Raw genomic sequence first — 21,875 nt, 5'->3', positions numbered from 1 at the left:
CCCTTATCTTCACTGCTGTATGACTACACCACTACTTACTCATTGCCGTCCGCAGCTGAGGAGTGTCCTGCTGATGCTGAGTCTGCTGTTGCTGGCCTCGGCGGCTTCAGCGCAGACCGTGACCATCTCCTCAGCCCAGAATATTGGGGGCATTTATACCAACCTAACCATTGCCAGGGGCGGCATTGCCACGATGCGTGCCAACGTGGCTGTAACCGGCCTGTTGCGCGTGGAAGACGGAGGCACCCTGATTACCAATGAATGGCTGGTAGGCGGAGGCGCGTTTGAGCTGCAGGCGGGCGGGACACTGCATATCGGGGACTCATTCGGCATTATGGCAGCGGGCAGCACCTCGCCCAACGGCGGCAGCATCCGCTCTTCCAGTCGCTCGTATAGCCCCGATGCTAACTACGTGTACAATGCGGCAATACGCTTCCAGGCCGTGCCCGTAGTACAATACACGGGTTCGGGGCTGCCTTCCCGGGTGCGTAGTCTGATAGCAAATGTGGTGAACATACAAGGGACTCCAGGAAACAACATTCTGGCGCTGCAAAGCGACGTGAGCGTTGCGGAAGTGCTGAGAACCAACAACAGCACGATCATCGACCCGAATTTTCTTCTTGTCCCGGGGCCCGCCCGCACAATTACGCTGCTTTCTGACCCCGTGCGCGGAACCGCTCTGCTAGTGGACCGGTCAGGGAATGGGGTGCCACCGGGGCCGCTCATCACCCGGCCCATCATCATCCAGCGCAGTATCGACCCGAATCTGAACGCAGGCCTTGGCTACCGCCACTTGTCGGCCCCGGTACGGAGTGCTACCGTCAGCATGCTGACAGTAGGAGGCTTCACGCCGGTAGTGAATCAGGTTTACAATATGGCCGCCAATCCGGGCAGTGTTTCACCTTTTCCCACGGTATTCGGCTACGACCAAGCCCGGCTGGCCAACAGCCCGGCCGTGAGCTTGAGTCCGTTCGATAAGGGGTGGGTTTCACCCGCTTCTCTCACCGACTCGCTGGCAGTAGGCCAAGGCTATACCGTGAATCTGCCCGCCAGTAGTGTCATCAGCTTCCAAGGCGTGCCGAACCAGCGTAACGTAACGCGGACGTTGAGCCGCGGGGCTGACGCCGACGCGGGCTGGCAGCTGCTGGGCAACCCGTTTCCTGCGCCGCTGGACTGGCGCCAAGTAGCCGTGCCCGCTGGCCTCGATGCGGCGCTCTACGTGTACCAGAGCACCGGGCAGTATACTGGTCGGTACCGTAGCTATGTCAACGGTATTGGCAACCCTGTAATACCTCTGGGTCAGGGGTTTTTCGTGCGCGTAAGCCAGCCTAATTCGGTTGTGAGTCTTACCTTACCCAATGCGGCACGGGTCGCCACGTTTGGGCAGGAGCCCACGGTGCAGCGGAATACAGAAAATCGTCCGCTGTTGCAGCTGACGCTGGCGCGTGCAGGCAACGCCGCTGCTGATGAGACTTATGTGTACTTCGAAGCCGGTGCCACTGCCGGCGCAGATGCGCGCTATGATGCACTAAAGATTCCACAGAGTGTCAGTGGGGCGCCTACGATATGCACCCTGGCAGCGGGCACCGAACAGGCCATCAACGGCCTGCCGAGCCTGACCGGCTCCGTAGTAGTGCCTTTGCGTGTAAGCCTACCGCAAGCCGACGACTATACGCTGGAAGCTGCCCAACTGCTCCACCTAGGCACGGCTACCGTGTATCTGCACGATTCTCTGACCGGACAGAGTATCCTGTTGAGCCAGCAGCCGCGCTACACATTCTCCGCCACAGCCGGCCCACTGACCGGCCGATTCGCGTTGCGCTTCGAGTCCATGCGCCCGGCTGCCAGTGTGGCTGCTCTAAGTGCTGCCAGCGTGCAGATTTATCCCAATCCCGCTCGGCAGCATTTCATAATATTGCTACCGGCAGTGCCTGGAGCTAAGCAGGTGCACGCTACGTTGCGCAACACACTGGGGCAGGTGATGCGTCATCAAACGGCACCGCTGCCCGCTGCGGGTACCAAGCTGGATTTTGAGGTGCAGGGCGTTGCAGCCGGTGTCTACGTACTGCAGCTGCAGGCTGGAGCCGAAATGCTGTCTAAGCGCGTAGTGATAGAGTAGTGTATGACCATAGCCAGGTCCAGAGTTTGTCGGGACTCTGCCCGTTTGCACCCCATCCGAGTGGCACCAGCTGCTGTATTTCCTTTCCGGTCCGGAGCTAACATCTGCCGAATCTGACCCGTAGGAAGGAACTACAATTCCACCATATGTCTTCAAGTTACAATTCCTACCGAACCCCTGCTGCCGGCCGCCTTTGGCGCTGGCTGGCCGCCGCCGCCATCTTCGGCAACATCTTCCTCAACTACTACTCCAACGCCTTCCCGTTCAACGGGCAGAACATGGGCGAGGTATCGGCCAAATACCCGACGCTGCTCACGCCGGCGGGCTACGCGTTCAGCATCTGGGGGCTGATTTTTCTGAGCCTGTCCATTTATGCCATGTGGCAGCTACTGCCGGCCCAGCGCACGGTTGGGCTGCCCGACGCCGTAGCCAGGCCGCTCACGCTGGCCAGCCTGGCCACGGCCGGCTGGGTGGTGCTGTTTGCCTACGAGCTGATTATTCCGAGCGTGGCGACTATGCTGGTGATTCTGGGCAGCCTCATCGTGGTATACGGGCGGGCCCGGCGCCGCACCATCGACCACAAGGCCCCGCGCTGGATCAGCCTGCCGTTTGGCTTGTACCTGGGCTGGATTTCGGTGGCCTCCACCATCAACGTCACCATTGGGTTGCGGCAGCTGGGCTGGCAAACCGGCGAAAACCTGACGGTGCTCCTGACGCTGGTGCTGCTGGCCGTGGTGGTGGTGCTGGCGCTGCTGCTGAGCCGCCGGTTTCAGGAAGAAACCATTGCGCTGGTGGTGGCGTGGGCGCTGGTGGCCATCTGGGTGGCCCGCCGGGCCGAGTATCCGGAACTGGCCTGGGCCGCGCTGATTGGGGCGGTGCTGGCGGCAGGGGGCAGCTTCGTGCTGGCTTCGCGCCGTCGTCGTCGCAGCCTCGGCGTCTGAATTGTCTGTATTTTGCGGCCCATTCATTCCCACTCTACCCCCCTCATTATGCGTAAAAACCTCGTTGCCGGCAACTGGAAGATGAACATGACGCTCCAGGACGGCCTGGCGCTGGTATCGGAAATCACCAACATGGTGCAGGACGAAGTAACCGGCTCCGACGTGCAGGTGGTTATCTGCCCGCCGTTCCCGTTCCTGTCGGCCATTGGCAAGCAGCTGCCCGAAGGTGGACGGTTCCACCTCGGCGCCCAGAACTGCCATCAGAAGGAAAGCGGCGCCTACACCGGCGAGGTATCGGCCAGGATGCTGCAGTCGGTAGGAGCGGAGTATGTGATTCTGGGCCACTCGGAGCGCCGCCAGTATTTCCGCGAAGACAACGAGCTGCTGAGCCAGAAGCTGAAAGCTGCGCTGGCAGCCGGCCTGAAGCCGATTTTCTGCGTGGGCGAAAGCCTGGAAACCCGCGAAGCCGACGATACTTTCAACTTTATCAGCCAGCAGCTGAAAGAGGGCCTGTTTCACTTGTCCAACGAGGAGTTCGACCAAGTGGTAGTAGCCTACGAGCCCATCTGGGCCATCGGAACGGGCAAAACAGCCACCAGCGCGCAGGCGCAGGAAGTACATGCCTTCATTCGGGAGCAGATTGCCCGTGCCTACGACGCCGAAGCGGCCGAAAACACCACCATCCTCTACGGCGGCTCGGCCAATGCCCAGAACGCCCGGGAGCTGTTCAGCCAGCCCGACGTAGACGGTGGCCTCATCGGCGGGGCGGCCCTCAAGTCGCGCGACTTCACCGAAATCATCAAGTCGTTCTAAATCAGAACCGAGAAAGGAGAAGTTAGAACTTAGAGCAGGTTGCTGAAGGTTTAGCTACTCAGGCAAGCTCTTTGCTCTCAGCAGTTTTTCTAAGTTCTAAGCTCTCCAATCCAGGTTCTCATCCTATGCTTTCTACGCTTCTCCTTTCCGGTATGCTGGCCCTGAGCCCGGTGCAGCCCCAGCCGCGGGTGCCGTTTGTGGCGGCCGCGCCGGCCGGTTCGCTGGAGCCCTGCCGCATCTATGGCTCGGTATACCTGGAGCGGGACCCGCGCCGCCGTGGCTTCTGCTTCGGGGCAGTGTATGAGGAGCCGGAGGAAGCCTTTGCCGATGTGCTGGTGTTCACCGAAAACAACAAGCTCTTCGCCGACAAAGCCGGCCTGTGGTACCTCACCGAGGCCCGCGACTTTGCCGACTACGTGCTGTTCGTGTCCGAAAACCGCTCTTTGGCCGACTTCAGCATGCATTTCACCAAGGTGCGCTCCTTCGCCGGCTGCCGCAAAAACTAGGTGCCATAGTGCTGCACAGAAAAGGGCCGTTCCTCTGCAGAGAAACGGCCCTTTTCTGTGCGTTACAGGTCAGCTTACAGCTTCACGAGTTCCACGCGCCGGTTCTGGGCTTTGCCTTCTTCGGTGGTGTTGTCGGCCAGGGGTTTGGTCTGGCCGAAGCCGGTGGCCTGCAAGCGGCCGGTGGCAATGCCCGCCTGCGTAAGCGCGGCTACTACCGCCTGCGCCCGGCCCTCCGAAAGCTGCTGATTGTGGGCCGGCGTGCCGGCGTTGTCGGTGTGGCCCTGCACGCTCAGGCGCAGCGCCGGGTTCTGCCGGAGCAGCGTCACGACTTCCGCTACCGTCGGCGCCGACTCAGGCCGGATGCTGGTTTTGTCGGTATCGAAGTTGACGTAGAGCGTGGCCTGGCCTGTGGCTTCTAGTTTTTTTTTAATTCGTCGGCCTTGATGATGCCCGCCTGCTGCGGCATTGCGGCCCGTTCCGTCACGGTCAGGTTGTAGTTGGCGTCGCTGCCCAGCGCGGTTACCTGCACCCATACTTCCTTGTCTTTCTGCCGGATAACGTAGGTGTCGGTTTCGTGGTCGGAGCTGACGCTCCACTTGCCGTGCTTGTATATCTTGTCGTACCCGATCTTGTCGATGGATTCTTTGGCTGGTTTTCCGTCCGATACTTTGGTGGCGCCCAGCGTCTTGAGCAGGTCTTCGTAGTTGCGGTGGATCATCAGCTCAGAGGCCTGCTTCTCGCCATTTTTAGGCCTGAAATAGCGCTGCGACACTTTGCCTTCGATAGGAACCAGATTCTTCCCATCATACACGTAGGCCATTTCGAAATCGTAGTCCTCGCTGTTGCTGGTGCTCACTTCGTAGGTCTGCAACCCGCTCAGATAGGGAAACGAGCCCAGGTCGGCTGAGGTGACCGGCACCGAGTTGATGTCGAAGGTTGCGTCGGCGGTGGCGGCGGGAGCAGCGGCTTCGGTGGTTGGGGCAGGCGTTTCGGTGGTCGTAGCAACCTAGGTAGTGGTGGACGCCGTTTCGGTGGCAGCCGTTTCGGCGGGCTTGTCCTTGGAGCCGCAGGCGGCCAGCAGGCCCAGCAACGTGCAGGAAGCTACGAGGCGAATCGTTGTTTTCATAGAACAGTGGTTAGGGAGAGTTGGACTGATTGCCGGCTCAAAGGAAGTAATAGTTAGATACAATGATGTGTGCCCGGCCAAGGCGCGCTTCGATTTGGGGCGGGCATTGGCGCGCCCGGTTTTTCCTGCGACCTTTGCCTTCCGGCCCGGCCGGTTTCCCCGAACTGTTTTCTGCTGACTATGGATTTTGTTGAAGTGCGCGTGCAGGCTCCCGCCGAGCTGTCTGATATTCTGGTTGCTGAGCTGGCCGAAGTTGGCTACGACACCTTCGAAGACAACGACGAAGGCTTCTGCGCCTACATCGACGAGGACAAGTTCTCGGCCGATGCCATTGCGGAGGTAATGAGCCGCTACGAAGGCCTGGGCGAACTGACCTACGAGCACCGCGTGATTACGCGCCAGAACTGGAACGCCGAGTGGGAAAAGAACTTCCAGCCGCTCGTAATTGCCGATAAGGTGTCGGTGCGCGCGCCGTTCCACGAGGCCCGCCCCGACCTGCAGTACGAAATTGTCATCATGCCCCGCATGTCGTTCGGCACCGGCCACCACGACACCACGGCCCTGATGATTACCAACCAGCTCGACATCGACCACCAGGGCAAGCGGGTGCTGGACATGGGCTGCGGCACCGGTATTCTGGCCGTAATGGCCGTGCATCTGGGTGCCAGCTACGTGCTGGCCGTGGACGTGGAGCCCTGGACCGCCGAAAATGCCGCCGACAACGCCGCCGAAAACAACGTGCAGGACAAAGTGGAAGCCCGCCTCGGCGACATCACGGCGCTGGAAGGCGAGGCACCCTTCGACATCATTCTGGCCAACATCAACCGCAACGTGCTACTCGAAGACATGGGCGCCTACGGCCAGTACCTGAAGCCCGGCTGCCCCATTCTGTTCTCTGGTTTCTACGAGGAAGACCTGGCGCTGATCCGGGCTGCCGCTGAGAAGGAAGGCCTGCGCTACGAAAGCCACCGTATGCAGAACCATTGGGTGTCGGCCGTGTTCCGCAAGCCCTGACACGTACAACCTGTACCCATCAAAAAGCCCGGTCTGCTTAGCAGATCGGGCTTTTTGATGAAATTTACCTGAGAAGAACTAGAGGCACAGAGCCAGCCATTCTTCATCCGAAAGACCATAATCGACGGGGTTTTCGTGAACCAGCGACTTGCGGCTGAGCTTGGGCAGAACGTCATGCGGCGGCACCAGGTAGTGGCGGGCCAGCCGGTCGAGGGCCGCCTTGCCACGGCGCACGATGATGGTGCCGCACTCAGGCCGGACCTGCACTTCCGGGTCGACGAGCAGCAGAATGTCTTTCCATTCGGCCACAGTGGCCGAAGACTTGCCCAGACGTTGGGTGATATCGTCGCGCAAGGTCTGGACTGCGCGCAGCAGCGCGTTCGGGGCGAGGGCAGAAAGCCGGGAAGCAGCGTTGAGCATGGGACAAGTACACTATAAGAGTTCTGCTTAGAAGATACGCAGATGCGGTTCGGAAAGATACCTTTTTCGGCACAGCACGAGGCCACGCCACCAATAAATTTACAAAAGCATCATGAGCTGCCAGGCTGTTCTGCGGGCTTTATGCGCGCTGCGCGTATGCAGCTTCAGCCAATACTGTGGCGGCACATTGACACTAAGTAGCTGCCTATCGGCCCGGGATTGTTGGACAGGATTCACCCGAAACTGGCTAAAACGACGAATACGCTCAGTCGGAGCGCCTTGCCATGAGAATACCGTTCGTTTTACCGAAATTGTAGGCGACTAATCAGGTTCCGACGGAATTTTCTATGAAGCAATACGCTTTCGGGTGGCTTTGCGCCATGGTGCTGACGCTCAGTGCGCCAGCGCTGGCCCAGCAGACCAAGCCGCAACAACCAGCTAAAACTCAGCCCGCCGGTACGCCGGCACCGGCAGCCCGCTTTACCGGTAAGCTATCCACTGATCCTGCCCAGTTCATGCAGGATGTGCAGCTGATGATGGCGGCTACCAACAACGCGGCGGCCAAAAACACGGCAGCCAAGTTGCAGCAGCTGTGGGCCAGCAACAAGCTCACCGCTACGCACCAGAGCACCATCGTGACTCTCTCGCAGCAGATGCTGACGCTGGGCTACAAGCCGCGCCCACACCTGGAGGCGCTGTTCAACGCGGTGGTGGCCGGCGCTACGGTCCAGAACTTCTCGGACGCGCAGATGACGGAGTTTCTGGCGGTAGCCACCAAAACCGTGCGCACCGACCCGGGTCCTGAAGCCGCCAAGTTTCTGAGCTCGGCCGCGCAGTTCCTCGACACTAAGGTGCTGTTCAGCTCCCGCTACAACACGCTGCGCGTCATCGGCGGCACGTTCTCGTTTGCCTACAACGACCAGGACATGCCCAGCATGGCGCCGGCCGCAGTGGCACCAGCCCCGGCTCCGGCGGCGGCGGCGGTAGTTACGCAACCTCTCAACACCAAGCCCGGCGCCAAGCCGGCTGCCAAGAAAGCCGCGCCCAAAAAGCGCAAGTCCGACGGCTGGGACACGGCCGACCTGTGGAGCAGCGGCGGTGGCGGCTGGGGCGACAGCAACGACGGCTGGGGCACGCCGGCCAAGAAAACACCCGCCAAAACCACGCCCGCCAAGGCCGGTACAACTCCCGCAGCCCAGGCTCCGGAGCCTGCCCCCGCCTTCGAGCCCGCACCCTACTTCGACAACTACGTGGCGCCGCCTACCCGCGGGCCGGTGCTGGTGCTGAAGGATGCCGACCTGTTCATGTCGACCGGCGGCGACTCCATCACCATCAAGAAAACCAGTGGCGCCGTGGTGCCCCAGACCGGCAAGTTTGTGGGCTATGGCGGCCAGTACGGCTGGCAGGTGAACGGCAACCCCGCCACCGCCGACCTCACTACCTACGACTTCGACCTGAGCAAAGCCGAATTTACGGCTGAGCCCGTGACGCTGACCTATCCGGCGGTGCTGGAAGCGCCCGTGAAAGGGGCCCTTTCCTACAAAAGCCTGAAGAAAAAGCCCGGCGCCACCGACTCCGGCTATCCGCGCTTCATCTCCCTCACCAACGACGCCCGCATCAAGAACATCGGCGACAATATCCGCTACTACGGCGGCTTCTCGCTGGCGGGCAGCCGCATGCTGTCGGCGGCGCTGGATGGGTCGTTGTCGCGCATTTTCGTGGACCTGGACGGCAAGCCCAAGTTCCGGGCTTCGTCGCGGGCCTACGTGCTCGGCGATTCGCTGATTACGGCGGAGCGGGCGGCTGTTACCATTTTCGAGGACAAGATTGACTCGCTCACGCACCCCGGGGTGAAGCTGAAATACACGAAGAAAAGCCAGGTGCTGCAGCTGGCCCGCGAGGCTGGCCTCTACAAGGCCACGCCCTACTTCGACAGCTACCACCAGATGGAAATTACGGCGGAGATGCTCACCTGGCCCATCCGCACGCCCGACATCAACTTCTCCATGCTCACGGCCAAAAACCAGGTGACGGCCAACTTCGAGAGCAAGGAATTCTACACCAACACCCGCTACCAGCAGATCAAGGCCATCAACAAGCTGCACCCGTTGCAGATGGTGGTGGGCTACAGCGCTGAAAACGGCAACAAGCGGCGCTTCACGGTGCAGGAAGTGGCTGATTTCCGCAAGCTCAAGCCCGAAAACGTGCGCTCCGCCGCCGCCGGCCTCGCCCGCGACGGCTACGTGGACTGGAACCCCCAGACCCAGCAGATTACGCTGCGCCCCAAGGCCACGCACTACGTGAATTCGAGCCGCGGCAAGAAAGACTACGACCATATTGCCATCAAGAGCCTCTCGCCCTCGGGCAAGAACGCCACGCTCAACCTGAACACCAACGACCTGATTGTACGGGGCGTGGACCGCTTCAACTTCTCCGACGACTCCGTGACGGTGTTCGTAAAGCCGGACTCCAGCATCATCCGCATTCAGAAGAACCGGGGAATCCTGTTCAACGGGACGGTGGTGGCCTCGTCGTTCGTGTTCAAGGGCAAGGAGTTCAAGTTTGATTATGATGGGTTCTTCATCGACCTGGCCCAGATTGACTCCATCATCGTGAAGGGCAAGGGCTCGAAAGGCTCCGTCATGAAGGCCCGCAAGGACACCGACTTCACGCTCACCAACAAGAAGAAAACCTCCACCGGCAAGCTCTACATCAACCACCCCAACAACAAGTCGGGGCGCAAGAAGATGGGCGCGTATCCGTCGTTTGATGCTACCACCGGTGCCTACGTGTACTTCGACAAGCCGGAAGTGCTGGGCGGCGCCTACGATACCACCGTCTACTTCGACATTCCGCCGTTCAAACTCGACTCGCTCAACAACAAAAACCGCTCGGCGGTGGGCTTCAAGGGCACGTTTGTGTCGGGCGGCATCATTCCGGACCTGAAAACCAAGCTGATTCTGCAGGAAGATGGCTCGCTGGGCTTCACCTACGACCTGCCCAAGGAAGGCGTGCCGGTATACGGCGGCAAGGGCCGCCTCTTCAACAAAGTGAAGATGAGCAACCGCGGTATTCAGGGCGTCGGCGACATCAAGTACCTCACCAGCACGCTGCAAAGCGACCAGTTCATCTTCTACAAAGACTCCGTCGTGACGGTAGGCAAATCGGGCGTTATTCTGCCCGGGCCGCTCAATGGCACCGAGTTTACGAAAGTGACGCTGCCGGCCGGCTACCAGATGAAGTGGGCCGTGAAGCAGGACTCGATGTACCTGAGCACCCAGCCGCAGGGCCTGGCCATGAAGATGTACGGCGACCAGTACGGCTTCAAGGGCACGGCCACGCTCACGCCCGGCGGCCTCTACGGCGACGGGGGCATGGATGGCCCGCAGTCCTTCATCCGCTCCACCCAGATTGCCTTCAAGCCCACCAGCTACACCGGCAAAAAGTCCACGCTTAGCATCAAGTCGGCGGAGCCCAACAAGCCGGCCCTCACGGCCAACAACGTGGCCTTCTCCTACGACGTGAAGAACGGCAACACGTCGTTTGCCCGCGAAGAGGGCGACTCCAAGTCCAGCATCGACCTGCCGTACTCCGACTACAAAACCACGCTGTCGGGCGGCAAGTGGGACTTCAAGAAGAAGCTGGTGCAGCTGAAAGTAGCGCCCGGCGCCGACTCGACGCGCTCCTACTTCTACTCGACCAAACCGGACCAGAAAGGCCTGAAATTCCGGGCCGCTACCGGCCAGTACGACCTCACCCGCTACCGCCTGATTGCGGGTGGCGTGCCGCGCATTGCCGCCGCCGACGCCTGGATTGAGCCCGACTCGAACAAGGTGTACATCCTGGCCAACGCCCAGATGCGCACCTTCCAGAATGCCGGTATCGTGATGGATACGCTGGCCAAGTTCCACAGCCTGTACAAAGGCGAAATCAAGGTGTTGTCGCGCACGGCTTTCACCGGCAACGCGCTGTATAGCTACAAAAATGCTTCCGCCGACTCCTTCGCCATCAAGTTCGCCAACTTCCAGGTCGATTCGACGGCTATGCTGGCCAGCGCCAAAGGCGGCAAGAAGAGCGGGTTGCTGAAGAAAGGCAACGTGCTGGAAGATGCGCCGCCTTCGCCCGCTACGATGGCCGTGGCCTCTATTGATGCCAAGGACAAGTTTCATCTGGCGCCGCGCATTGCCTACCGCGGTGGCGTGAACATGAACTCCAAGCGGCGCGGCTTCATCTTCGACGGGCAGGGCCGCCTTGAGTTCAGCAAGCTTCCCACTTCCGCCGACTGGTTTGCGGTGCAGGACTCCATCGACCCCAAAGCCATCCGGCTGCGCATCCCCGACCCGGTAGCACCGCCCACCCGCAGTAAGGCCGATGAAGTAGGCGACGCCAGCGCGCTGTTTACGGGCCTGTTTATGTCGGAAGGCACCGGCAAGGTATATCCGCTTTACGCGGGCCCCAAGCAGGACATCATCGACCGGAACCTGTTCCAGGTAGGCGGCTACCTGTCGTTTGATCAGAAGAAAGGGCTCTACACCATTGCCAACCACGACCTCACCGACCCCAACATCTACGAGGGCTCGGTGCTGACCTTCACCGACTCGACCGGCGGCCTGAGCTTCCGGGGCAAGCTCAACCTGATCAACTCCAACAAGGACTACGGCATCACGGCGGCCGGGGTAGGCACGGCCAAGCCCGACAGCAACCGTTATAATCTCGACACCTTCATGGCCTTCGACATCAACATGCCGGAGAAGGCCGTGGAAGCCATGGCTACGGATATGGCCACCAACACCAAAGGCTCGCCCGAAGCGCTCAATGGCTCGCAGGAAGAGTTGTATAAGCTGGGCGAAATGATGGGCAACAAAGCCGTGCAGGCGTATTCGGCGCGGCGTGGCAAGTATGAGCCGCTGCAGAAACTCTCGCCCAAGATGCTGCACACCGTAGTGCTCAACAAAGTGGACCTGCGCTGGAGCGAGAAGTTCAAGGCGTGGTACTCGGTGGGTAAGATTGGCCTCGTGAGCATCGGCAAGAAAGACCTGAACGTGCTCATCGACGGCCACATCGAAATCCATAAAGGCGACAACAACACCGACGAGGTGAACCTGTACCTGGAGGCCGAGCCCCAGACGTGGTATTTCCTGAAGTACTCGGGCACGGCCATGCTGGCCAAGGCGCAGCACGGCTCGTTCGACGAAATCATCGGGCGTGCCGCCAAGGGTGACTACAACACGGCCACGCAGTACGGCTTCTACCTCGGCGACGACCAGGAGGTGCAGCAGTACCTGGTGCGCTTCCGCCGCGACTACCTCAGGGAAGACCCCAAGCAGAAGCGCGCCGCCCCGGTTTCGGCCGCCTCGCAGAGCACCGGCAACTTCGACTTCGATCAGGATACCAAGAAGAAAAAGAAGAAAGGCAACGAGCCCGCCTTCGATGCTGATGGCATGCCGATAGAGGAAGCACCGGTAGACAAGAAGAAAAAGAACAAGAAGGAAGCCGCCGCCGACCCCAACGACCCCTTCGGTGGGGGAGATGCCGGGGCCGCACCGGTAGAAACCACCAAGAAAAAGGAGAAGAAGGCTGATCCTGTAGCCGACGAGCCAGCGGCCGATGCGCCTAAGAAAAGCAAGGAAAAAGCCACTGAACCCGCTCCCGCCAAACCAGCCACTCCCGAGCCCGCGGCCACCGAGCCCGCCGTAGACCCCAAGCAGGCTAAGAAGGAGGAAGAGCGCAAAGCCAAAGAAGCGGAGAAGCTGAAGAAAGAGGAAGAGAAGAAGGCCAAGGAAGAAGAGAAGAAGAAAAAGGCCAACGAAAACGACCCCTTCGGCGGCTCCTAAGCCCCCACGCAACTGCCCCGGCCACTTAGGTCGGGGCAGTTTTTTGTTGCCCCGGTCCGCCGCCGTAGGCGTCCGACCGGTCGACGTGCGTGCCACCCGCGCAACACCCCAACCCGAAACAACGGCAGCATACGACGACCGGCCGGACGCCTACGGCGGCGGACCAGCACGAAACTGTGCGGCGTCTCCAACCGGGGCATACTTCTATCTTTGGCTCCTGACCTCGCCCCCATGAATATTCCCCTCATCCTCGGTCTGCTGCTGCTGGCCTACCTGCTCGGTTCCATCCCCACGGCCCTATGGGTGGGCCAGCGCTTCTTCGGCCTCGATATCCGGGAGCATGGCTCCGGCAACGCGGGCGCCACCAATACCTTCCGGGTGCTGGGCAAAAAGCCCGGCTCCTTCGTCATGGCCATTGATGTGCTGAAAGGCTGGGCCGCCACCTCGCTGGCTGCCGTGATGCTCAATCAGGGCGCCATTGAGGCCGGGCAGCTACTGTATTTTCAACTGGCCTGCGGTGTTCTGGCCGTGGTGGGGCACATCTACCCGGTGTTTGCGGGCTTCCGGGGCGGCAAAGGCGTGGCCACCATTCTGGGTGTGATGCTGGCTATTGCTCCGGCCACGGTGGGCGTCTGCATTCTGGTGTTTCTGGCGGTGCTGGCCACCACGCAGTACGTTTCTCTCTCTTCCATGACGGCTGGCGTCACGTTTGCGCTACTCCAGCTGCTGCCCGCGTTCCGCCCGCAGAATCCGCTGCTGCTGTGGTTCGGCTTCATCGTCGCCGGGCTGCTCATCTACACCCACCGCGCTAATATCGGCCGCCTCCGCGCCGGCACCGAAAGCCGTGTGCCGCTGCCGTGGAAACGGAAATAAGCAGCGTTTGCTGCCGCTGAAAACGGTTAAATCACTCTGCAACACCTGTGGGTGCAACAATTTTAAATTGTTGCACCCACAGGTGTTGCATGCCTATATGCAACAATTACTAGAGTTGTTTGGTAAAGTGTTGCATCTGTAAGCCAAGACCATGGATGCTTCACTTCGTAAGTTTTTTGCCCTCACTCAGGAGCGTCTGGCGGCTTGGCTAGGCATCGACCGTACTACCCTGGCGCTGGTAGAAACGGGGCGGCGGGCACTACCCCAAGGCCGGGGCGTGCAGGATGCCCGGCTGGCTATGGCTATGGCGGGCCGTACGCTGGACCTCACCAGCGGGTCGCGGGCAATTGCCCCGCTGCCGCCGCCACCCATCGAGCGGGAGCCTGTTGAAGCGCGACTGGACTACTGCCGGCATCATGCCGACCGGCTGCGCTACCAGCTACGGCAGCTGCGCCGCCATGCCGCCCCCTACGAGGCGCGGCTGGCAGCGGTGCCGGCCCTCAGGGCCTGGACCGGCCCGGTCAGCGACCCGGCGCGGGAAGCACGGTGGCTGGCCACGTTCGAAGCTGAAGCCATGGAGGCCCTTGCCCAGCACTATGGGGCCGGGCCGCAGCGGCTGTTGGAGGCCCGTATTTCAGCCTTGGACCATGAAGCCGCTTTGTTGGAAAGCCTGCTGGCTGAAGCAGCCGCGCCGCCCGTTTCTCGGCCCGGAGAATAGCGTACGCGCTGAGTTCTACGCTACCTTGCCCTTTCCTACCTTTACCCCCGCATTCCCCACTAACCCCCGTGCCCGCATGGCTGCTACCCTCGAACAGAACCAGGACCGTTTTCTGAGTGAGCTACTGGACTGGCTCCGTATTCCCTCGGTTTCCGCCGACCCCAAGTTTCACGGCGACGTGCTGCGCGCCGCTGAGTTTCTCAAAGCCCGCCTAGAAGAAGTAGGCCTCGACAACGTGGAGCTGTGCCAGACCGCCGGCAACCCCATCGTCTACGGCGAGAAAATCATCGACCCCAGCCTGCCCACGGTGCTCGTGTACGGCCACTACGACGTGCAGCCCGCCGACCCCTACGAGCTGTGGACCTCGCCGCCGTTTGAGCCCGTTATCAAGGACGGCAAAATCTACGCCCGCGGCGCCTGCGACGACAAAGGCCAGGTGTACATGCACGTGAAGGCGCTGGAAGTAATGAACCAGGAAGGCGGCCTGCCCTGCAATATCAAAGTGATGATTGAGGGCGAAGAGGAAATCGGCTCCAGCAACCTGGGCATCTTCGTGCGCGCCAACAAAGAGAAGCTGGCCGCCGACGTGATTCTGATTTCGGATACCGGCATGCTCGCCAACGACGTGCCCAGCATCGAAGTGGGCCTGCGCGGCCTGAGCTACCACGAGGTGGAAGTGACGGGCCCCAACCGCGACCTGCACTCCGGCCTCTACGGCGGTGCCGTGCCCAACCCCATCAATGTGCTCTGCAAGATGATTGCCTCGCTGCACGACGAAAACAACCACATCACCATCCCCGCCTTCTACGACAACGTAGCCGTGCTTTCGGCCGAAGAGCGCGCCGAGCTGAACCGCGTGCCGCACTCCGACGACGAGTTCAAGCAAAGCATCGGCCTGAAAGACATCTACGGCGAAAAGGGCTATACCACCGTGGAGCGCATCGGAATCCGGCCCACGCTGGACGTGAACGGCATCTGGGGCGGCTACACCGGCGAAGGTGCCAAAACGGTTATTGCCTCCAAGGCCTTCGCCAAAATTTCAATGCGCCTCGTGCCCAACCAAACCTCCGAAGAAATTACGGCCCTGTTTCAGCAGCACTTTGAAAGCATTGCGCCGGCCGGCGTAACGGTAGTCGTGAAGCCCCACCACGGCGGCGAGCCAGTCGTGACGCCAACTGATTCGGTGGCCTACAAAGCTGCTGCCGATGCCATGGAAACCACCTTCGGCAAGCGCCCCATTCCTACGCGCGGCGGCGGCTCCATCCCGATTGTAGCCATGTTCAAATCGGAGCTGGGCCTCGATACCGTGCTGCTCGGCTTCGGCCTCGACTCTGACGCTATTCACTCGCCCAACGAGCACTACGGCGTATTCAACTTCCTGAAAGGCATCGAAACCATTCCGCACTTCTACCGCAACTATGCGGCCGCCATGAAGGCATAAGGAGTAAAGAGCCTCGCTTTTAGTAAAAAGGCCCGCTTCTATTGAGAGAAGCGGGCCTTTTTACTAAAGTTTGGGTGGAGGTAGGCTATTCGCCGCTGCCAAACATATAGCCAATCTGCACCTGAAATGCCGAGTTATGCACTTTAAGCTTGTTGTTATAGTCGGGGGCCGCTATGCGCGACAGGCCGCCGTTATAACGTACTCCGGCCGTCAGGCCGTTTCCTAGCTGATACCCGGCGCCTACCACGAAACCCACATCAGAAGGGGTGTAGGGGTTATACTCCAGGTCTGAAAGGTCCAACTCGTCGTTGTCGTCCTTGAGCTTGGAAGAGTAAGATACCAGCAAACCGAATTGCGGGCCTGCCTCCACGAAAGCGCCACCAAAATTGTATTTCACCAACAACGGAATGTCGATGTAATGCAGGCGCTGTACTAGCTTCACATTATCCTCTTCGAGCTTGGTACCCTTCTGCGAATACAGAAGTTCAGGTTGTAGCGACAGGTGCTCAGTGATGCCCAAGTTGGCTGCAAATCCTGCGTGGTAGCCATAAATGGACTTAGTGTCTTCGATGTCGTCGCCGCGGAAATTAGCCAAAGTGGCTCCTGCCTTCAGGCCGAAGCGCACAGATTGTGCAGAAGCTACAGAAGAAAGGCCCCCCAACAGGACCAAAGAAAGGAGAGCTTTTTTCATATTTAAATAGTAAAATGATACTGCAAAGTTAGATAAAGTCCAACGGATTTCAGCACTACTACTAGTTGCTGAACTCGGGCTCCGGCTGCAGCGACTGAAGCAGGTAGCTCAGCTGCAACTGAAACACCGAATTGCGCAGGCCGCTACCGGCGCCAATGTCGCTGACGGCCCCGTTATAGCGGAAGCCAAATCCAACGCCGGTGGGGGCGCGGTAGCCGATGCCCGCCACGTAGCCAACCTGAAACGACCGGAAGCCGCCGGTGCCTACACTTCGGAGGCGGTTGCCGCGCCCATCCGAGTAGTTGGTGCTATGGGCCACCAGCAACCCAAACTGTGGCCCCAGCTCCAGCTCCATCTTGCCCGGCCGAAACTGTAGCAGCACGGGCATATCGAGATAGTGTAGGCGTTGCGTGAGTTGCTGATTGCCTTCTTCCGCTTTCGTGCCCTTGCCCGAATACAGCAGCTCAAACTCCAGCGCCGTAGTGCCCGCCTTGCTGAACGTAGACGTCACGGTGAGGCCCAGCAGCCCGCCGGCCAGCGTGGAGCCGCCCCGGGAATTGGGCCCGGCATAGCGGGCCAGGTTAAGGCCGCCCCGCAGCCCCAGCGCCGACTGTTGCGCCTGCGCCGCGGTGCCTAAGCCTGCCAGCAGGCATAGTGCGAGAAAAACGCTCTTCATAAATCAAGTATTTTAAGGAATAGGGGGGTAGCTGTAACCAACGGCTATTTACCCACAATATAAGTCACATAGAGCTGAATAGCACTGTTGCGCAGGTCAGCCTGGTAAGTGGTATTGCCAACGGGTACGGCCTTGGGCAGCTTGGTGAAGCCGCCGTTGTAGCGCAGCCCAATGCCGGGGCCGTTGGACAGCTGATAGCCCAGGCCGGCCACGTAGCCGAAATCCACGGTGTTGAAGTCGTTCTTGATGTCCTGCGAAAGATTGCCCAGCTCGGTTTTGGCCGCCACCAGAAAGCCCACCTGCGGGCCCACCTCGAAAAACAGCCCCCGCGCGTTGATGTGCAGCAGCACCGGCACGTCAATATAGCTGAAGCGGTTGACGACGTCCGTGTTGCCGAAGCTTTCCTTGGAGCCTTTCTGCGAGTAGAGTAGCTCGGGCTGAATAGAGAAGGTGCTGTTGATGCCCAGATTGGCGAACAGACCCGCATGGAACCCAAATTTCTGGTCTTCGCCATCGGCCGCGTCGCCGGTGAAAGTAGTGAGCGAGCCACCGGCCTTCAGGCCGAGGCGGGCGCTCTGCGCCTGCGCCCCCAGGGTACTAAATCCGACCAGCGCCAGGGAAAGAATAAGCTTTTTCATGCGTGAAAACCACGAAAGTGTAAGAGAATATAAGCGGCCAAAGCTACGCGGAAAACTCCGGGTGCCCGAACCGCCGGCTACAAAAAAGGCCCGCTTCCGGAGAGAAGCGGGCCTTTTGGCAGGAATGCCGGGTAGCTTATTTGCCGCCGAACATGTAGCCTACATAGAATTGGAAGGCGCTGTTGCGCACTTTAGCCTGATACTTGTCGCCAAGAATCTCAACTTCCTTGGCTACGTTGGTGATGCCCCCGTTGTAGCGCAGGCCCAGGTTGAAGCCACCATCGAGCTGGTAGCCCACGCCGGCTACGTAGCCGAAATCAACCGTGTTGAAGCCGTCTTTGATGTCCATGTCGTCGTCGTCGTACTTGGCTTTGGCCGAAGCCAGGATGCCCAGCTGCGGACCCAACTCGAAGAACAGGCCATCGGCGTTGAACTTCAGCAGCACCGGAATATCGATGTAGCTCAGATTTTGCTTGAACTTGCTGTCTTCCTCGTCCTGAGCGCCTTTTACGGAGTACAGTACTTCCGGCTGCACAGAAAGCATGTCGTTGATGCCCAGGTTGAGGGCAACGCCGGCCAGAGGGCCAACTTTGAGAGCAGAGCCATCAGCGTCGTCGCCGGCATACGTAGACAGGTTGATACCGCCTTTCAGGCCAACTTTTACACCCTGAGCGTGGCTGAACGAAGCTACACCAGCGGCCATAGCGAGGGTAAGAATTACTTTTTTCATACTCTTGAAAAGTGTGGAATAGAACAGTGCTGCTTTTTTGCAGCGCGCAAAGGTAGCGTTGTTTCTATATTCTGGCTTGCTACAGTGCAAAAATATCTGCGCAAAGGGCGGTATTTGTTTCTTGAGAAGCAAAAAAGCGGCTCTCCCGGAACAGGAGAGCCGCTTTTCAGGCAGGAGCGAAGTGGCTTACTTGCCGCCGAACAGGTAGCCAAGCTGCAGCTGGAACACGGAGTTGCGCACCTTGCCGGAGTCGTCGTTGTTTTCGAAGATGCTGCCGATGCCGCCGTTGTAGCGCACGCCCACGCTCAGGCCGCTTTCCAGCTGGTAGCCCAGGCCGGCAATGTAGCCGAAATCAACACGGTTGTAGCCGTCGAGGTCAGAGTCCGAATCGGAGTCAACGTCGTCGCCGTCAACTGTCACCTTCGACTTCTGGCCGAGCAGTACCCCCACCTGCGGGCCCAATTCGAAGAACGGACCATCAGCATTGATTCTGAGCAGTAGCGGCACATCTACGTAGTGGTAGGTCTGCTTTACTTTCAGGTCAATCGCATCGTCTTCAAACTGGAAGCCTTTCTGCGAGTACAGCAGTTCGGGCTGGAAAGACAGCAAGTCGGAGAAGCCGAAGTTGGCCGTCAGACCCGCGTTGAACCCGAATTTGTATTTGGCATCTTCCGTGTCGTCGCCGGTGACGTTGGCGTACGAGGCTCCTGCTTTTACGCCCAGCTTCACGCCCTGCGCGTGGCTAAGGGAGGCCGCGCCGGCGACCAAGGCCAAAGTGAGAACTAGCTTCTTCATAATCGGGATACCGTTAAGCGTGGAAAAGAGGAAGTGCGAGACGCCTCGCAACGCCTGAAAATACTATTTGTTTTATTAAAAATTCAGTATGCCAGATGAATCATTTTATAAACTTAATACTGTTGTGCTGTGGCAGCCAGGAGTATAGCACTCTTCAAGCCCGCGCAGCATCGGTATAGGCTACATGAGACGTAGGGCCAGGCCAATCCCAAAAGGAAACGGCTCCTCCCAAAGTATGGGAGGAGCCGTTTGGCTGTGCGTAAGAGGCTTAGCGGGTCGGAATCAGGTAGCCGAGCTGCAGCGTGAAGGCATTGTTGAATGCTTTCGGCTCGTTGTCGGTGTCTTTGGTGTCGATGAGCGAGTTGAAGCCGCGGGCGTAGCGCAGACCCAGGCTGAGGCCGCCATCGGTCATGTAGCCCACGCCGGCCACCCCGCTGATATCGAACTGGGCCAGGTCGGACTTGTAGGCGTCGTCGCGGCTGATGCCGGTGTAGTCGAGGAAGCCGCCGTTGTTTTCCACCTTGTCTTTGGTGCCGTCAGCAAACTTGGTGGTCGTTTCCGATTTGTTTTTCGACCCGAACAGGTAGCTTACCTGGGGGCCAAGCTCGAAGAACAACCCACCCGCGTTGATGCGGGCCAGCAACGGCACATCCAGGTAGTGCAGCACGCGCTGCTGCTCTTGCTCTACCGATTTAATCCCTGCTGCCAGGCCCGTGGTCTGCTTCGACTGGATTTCGTAGCCCTTGCGGTTGTAGAGCAGTTCCGGCGCAAACGAGAAGAACCCGTCGCTGCTCAGCGGAATAATAGCGCCGATACCCGCATTGTAGCCCAGCTTGTAGTCGCCGAGGTCGGTGCTGTAGTTGGGGCCGGTAATCTGGCTTACGTTGTCGCCGGAAACGTTGGAATACGTACCGCCAACTTTTACGCCGATGCGGAAGCCGCCGGCATCTTGAGCCTGCGCAATAGAAGCCGCTGACGCCAGCGCCAGCGTGAGAGCAATGTACTTTTTCATAAGGGAGGGGGGAGTGAGGTAAACACCTGATCCGGCAGCACACCTGAGCCGCGTTCGGCAAGGTTTTCAGGGACTCATATCGGGAAATCAGGGGGTTAGGTTGTGGAATAGTGCCAGAATCGAGCAGAATTACACGTCTGGCCTCCAGCCGTTTCCGCGAAGCCTGTCAGTACTAGTGGCTTACCTGCCTCTGCCCAAGGATAAGTTTCCGGGGCTTTTTTAGTGGATTTTTGTGCCCGGAGCCCAGGCATCCGGCCCAGTCCGGGTGCGGCATCGGGCGGCTTTTGCTACTTTTGGAGAGTGGGCATGTAGCACTATGATGATTCGATACGGTTTAGGTTTGCTGCTCCTGTCTGCCCCGGCAGTCGGGCAGGTTGGCGCGGTGCAGGCGCAGGGCGAGGAGCCGGCCAAGCAGCAGAAGGGGCCTTTGGTATTGGGGGCTTACGCGCAGGGCAGCTTCATCATTGCGCATACTCCGGCCATCCGGCATCTGGCCGTGTCGCACCCCACCGGGTTCGAGCTGAACCTGCAGCGCCAGACCAATGGCTCGGAGCCCTGGCACGCCTGGTACCGCTACCCCAAGCTGGGCGTGGCGCTGGTCTACTACGATTACCACAACCCGGTGCTGGGGCGCTCCTACGCGGCCACTACCTACATCAACAAGAGCTTTCTGCGCCGGCCCCGGCACGAGCTGAACTTCCGGGTGGGTACCGGCCTGGCCTACTTCACCAATCCGTTCAGCCTCGAATCCAACCACAAGAACACCATCGTCAGCTCGAAGCTGAACGCCACGCTGCAGCTGCGGCTGGAGTACGATGTGGCCGTGGCTGAGCATCTGGGCATGCTGGTCGGGCTGGGCCTGAACCACTATTCCAACGGCGCAACCACCAAGCCCAACTTCGGCATCAACCTGCCCACCGTATTCCTGGGCTTCAACTACCACCAGCAGCGCCCCTTTGTGCCGGCCGTGCGGCCCGCCAACGATACGCCCGCCGATTTGGGTCGCAACTTTCTGAATATCAGCACCAGCTTCGGCCTGAAGCAGCGCAGCCCCATCGACCGGGAAAAGTATCTGGTGCAGTCGGTGTCGGTGCTGGGCGGGCGGCGCGTGGGCCGCAAAAGCAACCTGCTGGTCGGGCTGGAGGGCTTCTACGACCGGAGCCTGCTGCAGGAGCAGCGCGACACAGCCCGCACAACCGACAACCTGCCCGACGTGAAAAAGGCGGGCGTGCTGGTAGGCCACGAGCTGCTGTTCGGGCGGCTGGCCGTTGTCACGCACTTCGGCTTCTACCTCTACAACCCGTACAAGTCCAACAACTTCTACTACGAGCGAATCGGGCTGAAATACCATGCCACCGACCGGCTGTTTGGGGCCGTAGACCTGAAAGTGCACCGCGGCTCCGCCGATGTGATAGAGTGGAAAGTGGGCGTGAAGCTGTAGCCGCCGGAAAACTTCGGCAGCGCCCTGCAGCGCTTCGGGCGGCTTAACTGCCGGTTGGGAAAGGAAAAGTTGCGACTGGCGGGCTGT

Annotated in this window: 19 protein-coding genes; 10 read left to right on the top strand and 9 right to left on the bottom strand. The window is 59.9% G+C overall.

The annotated features are described in order from the left end of the window. Positions 1-73 precede the first annotated feature (73 nt). The 4 genes from BUE15_RS11915 (at position 74) to BUE15_RS11900 (ending at position 4,379) form a co-directional block, all read left to right on the top strand. A complete protein-coding gene (locus BUE15_RS11915) occupies positions 74-2,119 on the top strand; it encodes a T9SS type A sorting domain-containing protein (RefSeq protein ID WP_073285106.1) in 2,046 nt (681 codons plus the stop codon). Between the two features lie 146 nt (positions 2,120-2,265). After that, complete coding sequence (locus tag BUE15_RS11910; protein ID WP_073285103.1) at positions 2,266-3,060, top strand: hypothetical protein; 795 nt, start codon at positions 2,266-2,268, stop codon at positions 3,058-3,060. A 48-nt stretch (positions 3,061-3,108) separates the two neighbouring features. Further along, positions 3,109-3,873, top strand: coding sequence for a triose-phosphate isomerase (tpiA, locus tag BUE15_RS11905; protein ID WP_073285100.1), 765 nt, complete (start codon positions 3,109-3,111; stop codon positions 3,871-3,873). A 125-nt stretch (positions 3,874-3,998) separates the two neighbouring features. Next, positions 3,999-4,379 (top strand): 7(1) septoil knot domain-containing protein, encoded by a 381-nt coding sequence (locus BUE15_RS11900; protein WP_244535943.1) that lies wholly within the window; start codon positions 3,999-4,001, stop codon positions 4,377-4,379. A 74-nt stretch (positions 4,380-4,453) separates the two neighbouring features. Here the strand turns inward: BUE15_RS11900 and BUE15_RS22490 are convergent, their stop codons facing one another. Beyond that, positions 4,454-4,912, bottom strand: a complete 459-nt coding sequence (locus tag BUE15_RS22490; protein ID WP_073285095.1) for an OmpA family protein — start codon at positions 4,910-4,912, stop codon at positions 4,454-4,456. Further along, entirely contained in the window at positions 4,795-5,298 is a 504-nt protein-coding gene (locus tag BUE15_RS21560; RefSeq protein WP_139252247.1) for a hypothetical protein, read from the bottom strand. The genes BUE15_RS22490 and BUE15_RS21560 overlap by 118 nt, the downstream gene beginning before the upstream one ends. 387 nt (positions 5,299-5,685) lie before the next feature. On the opposite strand from BUE15_RS21560, the gene prmA reads away from it, so the two are divergent. Continuing rightward, positions 5,686-6,519, top strand: a complete 834-nt coding sequence (prmA, locus tag BUE15_RS11890) for a 50S ribosomal protein L11 methyltransferase (protein ID WP_073285092.1) — start codon at positions 5,686-5,688, stop codon at positions 6,517-6,519. A 78-nt stretch (positions 6,520-6,597) separates the two neighbouring features. Here the strand turns inward: prmA and BUE15_RS11885 are convergent, their stop codons facing one another. Beyond that, on the bottom strand, positions 6,598-6,939 hold the full coding sequence (locus BUE15_RS11885) for a hypothetical protein (RefSeq protein WP_073285089.1): 342 nt from the start codon (positions 6,937-6,939) through the stop codon (positions 6,598-6,600). 347 nt (positions 6,940-7,286) lie between these two features. Between BUE15_RS11885 and BUE15_RS11880 the strand changes: the two genes are divergently transcribed. From BUE15_RS11880 to BUE15_RS11865, 4 genes are all read left to right on the top strand, one after another. Beyond that, positions 7,287-12,773, top strand: a complete 5,487-nt coding sequence (locus BUE15_RS11880) for a hypothetical protein (RefSeq protein ID WP_139252246.1) — start codon at positions 7,287-7,289, stop codon at positions 12,771-12,773. 231 nt (positions 12,774-13,004) lie between these two features. Then, a complete protein-coding gene (plsY, locus tag BUE15_RS11875) occupies positions 13,005-13,646 on the top strand; it encodes a glycerol-3-phosphate 1-O-acyltransferase PlsY (protein WP_073285083.1) in 642 nt (213 codons plus the stop codon). A gap of 151 nt (positions 13,647-13,797) precedes the next feature. Beyond that, on the top strand, positions 13,798-14,364 hold the full coding sequence (locus BUE15_RS11870; RefSeq protein WP_073285079.1) for a hypothetical protein: 567 nt from the start codon (positions 13,798-13,800) through the stop codon (positions 14,362-14,364). Between the two features lie 76 nt (positions 14,365-14,440). Beyond that, positions 14,441-15,805 (top strand): dipeptidase, encoded by a 1,365-nt coding sequence (locus BUE15_RS11865; protein WP_073285076.1) that lies wholly within the window; start codon positions 14,441-14,443, stop codon positions 15,803-15,805. Between the two features lie 85 nt (positions 15,806-15,890). On the opposite strand, the gene BUE15_RS11860 is transcribed toward BUE15_RS11865, so the two are convergent. The 6 genes from BUE15_RS11860 to BUE15_RS11835 form a co-directional block, all read right to left on the bottom strand. Next, positions 15,891-16,496: a porin family protein gene (locus tag BUE15_RS11860; protein WP_073285073.1), complete on the bottom strand. Its 606-nt coding sequence runs from the start codon at positions 16,494-16,496 to the stop codon at positions 15,891-15,893. 61 nt (positions 16,497-16,557) lie between these two features. Next, positions 16,558-17,172: a porin family protein gene (locus BUE15_RS11855; protein ID WP_073285070.1), complete on the bottom strand. Its 615-nt coding sequence runs from the start codon at positions 17,170-17,172 to the stop codon at positions 16,558-16,560. A 44-nt stretch (positions 17,173-17,216) separates the two neighbouring features. Next, positions 17,217-17,810: a porin family protein gene (locus BUE15_RS11850; RefSeq protein ID WP_073285052.1), complete on the bottom strand. Its 594-nt coding sequence runs from the start codon at positions 17,808-17,810 to the stop codon at positions 17,217-17,219. Positions 17,811-17,946: 136 nt separating this feature from the next. Beyond that, entirely contained in the window at positions 17,947-18,540 is a 594-nt protein-coding gene (locus BUE15_RS11845) for a porin family protein (protein ID WP_073285049.1), read from the bottom strand. A gap of 186 nt (positions 18,541-18,726) precedes the next feature. Next, on the bottom strand, positions 18,727-19,335 hold the full coding sequence (locus BUE15_RS11840) for a porin family protein (protein ID WP_073285046.1): 609 nt from the start codon (positions 19,333-19,335) through the stop codon (positions 18,727-18,729). A 268-nt stretch (positions 19,336-19,603) separates the two neighbouring features. Then, complete coding sequence (locus BUE15_RS11835) at positions 19,604-20,347, bottom strand: porin family protein (protein WP_073285043.1); 744 nt, start codon at positions 20,345-20,347, stop codon at positions 19,604-19,606. Between the two features lie 340 nt (positions 20,348-20,687). On the opposite strand from BUE15_RS11835, the gene BUE15_RS11830 reads away from it, so the two are divergent. Continuing rightward, positions 20,688-21,788, top strand: a complete 1,101-nt coding sequence (locus tag BUE15_RS11830) for an acyloxyacyl hydrolase (protein ID WP_170865244.1) — start codon at positions 20,688-20,690, stop codon at positions 21,786-21,788. Positions 21,789-21,875: the final 87 nt, after the last annotated feature.

This window comes from Hymenobacter psychrotolerans DSM 18569 (assembly GCF_900142395.1).
GTDB classification, from domain to species: Bacteria; Bacteroidota; Bacteroidia; order Cytophagales; family Hymenobacteraceae; genus Hymenobacter; species Hymenobacter psychrotolerans.
Note: the sequence above shows the minus strand (reverse complement) of the source record. Positions and strands in the feature narration are given on the sequence as shown.

Bases quoted from the DNA above. Each gene is read 5' to 3' on its own strand.
- BUE15_RS11865 (WP_073285076.1), top strand. From the start codon at position 14,441: ATGGCTGCTACCCTCGAACAGAACCAGGACCGTTTTCTGAGTGAGCTA.
- BUE15_RS11850 (WP_073285052.1), bottom strand. From the start codon at position 17,810: ATGAAAAAGCTTATTCTTTCCCTGGCGCTGGTCGGATTTAGTACCCTG.
- BUE15_RS11855 (WP_073285070.1), bottom strand. From the start codon at position 17,172: ATGAAGAGCGTTTTTCTCGCACTATGCCTGCTGGCAGGCTTAGGCACC.
- BUE15_RS11845 (WP_073285049.1), bottom strand. From the start codon at position 18,540: ATGAAAAAAGTAATTCTTACCCTCGCTATGGCCGCTGGTGTAGCTTCG.
- tpiA (WP_073285100.1), top strand. From the start codon at position 3,109: ATGCGTAAAAACCTCGTTGCCGGCAACTGGAAGATGAACATGACGCTC.
- prmA (WP_073285092.1), top strand. From the start codon at position 5,686: ATGGATTTTGTTGAAGTGCGCGTGCAGGCTCCCGCCGAGCTGTCTGAT.
- BUE15_RS22490 (WP_073285095.1), bottom strand. From the start codon at position 4,912: ATGGGTGCAGGTAACCGCGCTGGGCAGCGACGCCAACTACAACCTGAC.
- BUE15_RS11880 (WP_139252246.1), top strand. From the start codon at position 7,287: ATGAAGCAATACGCTTTCGGGTGGCTTTGCGCCATGGTGCTGACGCTC.
- BUE15_RS11915 (WP_073285106.1), top strand. From the start codon at position 74: ATGCTGAGTCTGCTGTTGCTGGCCTCGGCGGCTTCAGCGCAGACCGTG.
- BUE15_RS11885 (WP_073285089.1), bottom strand. From the start codon at position 6,939: ATGCTCAACGCTGCTTCCCGGCTTTCTGCCCTCGCCCCGAACGCGCTG.
- BUE15_RS11835 (WP_073285043.1), bottom strand. From the start codon at position 20,347: ATGAAAAAGTACATTGCTCTCACGCTGGCGCTGGCGTCAGCGGCTTCT.
- plsY (WP_073285083.1), top strand. From the start codon at position 13,005: ATGAATATTCCCCTCATCCTCGGTCTGCTGCTGCTGGCCTACCTGCTC.
- BUE15_RS11910 (WP_073285103.1), top strand. From the start codon at position 2,266: ATGTCTTCAAGTTACAATTCCTACCGAACCCCTGCTGCCGGCCGCCTT.
- BUE15_RS11870 (WP_073285079.1), top strand. From the start codon at position 13,798: ATGGATGCTTCACTTCGTAAGTTTTTTGCCCTCACTCAGGAGCGTCTG.
- BUE15_RS11860 (WP_073285073.1), bottom strand. From the start codon at position 16,496: ATGAAAAAAGCTCTCCTTTCTTTGGTCCTGTTGGGGGGCCTTTCTTCT.
- BUE15_RS11840 (WP_073285046.1), bottom strand. From the start codon at position 19,335: ATGAAGAAGCTAGTTCTCACTTTGGCCTTGGTCGCCGGCGCGGCCTCC.
- BUE15_RS11900 (WP_244535943.1), top strand. From the start codon at position 3,999: ATGCTTTCTACGCTTCTCCTTTCCGGTATGCTGGCCCTGAGCCCGGTG.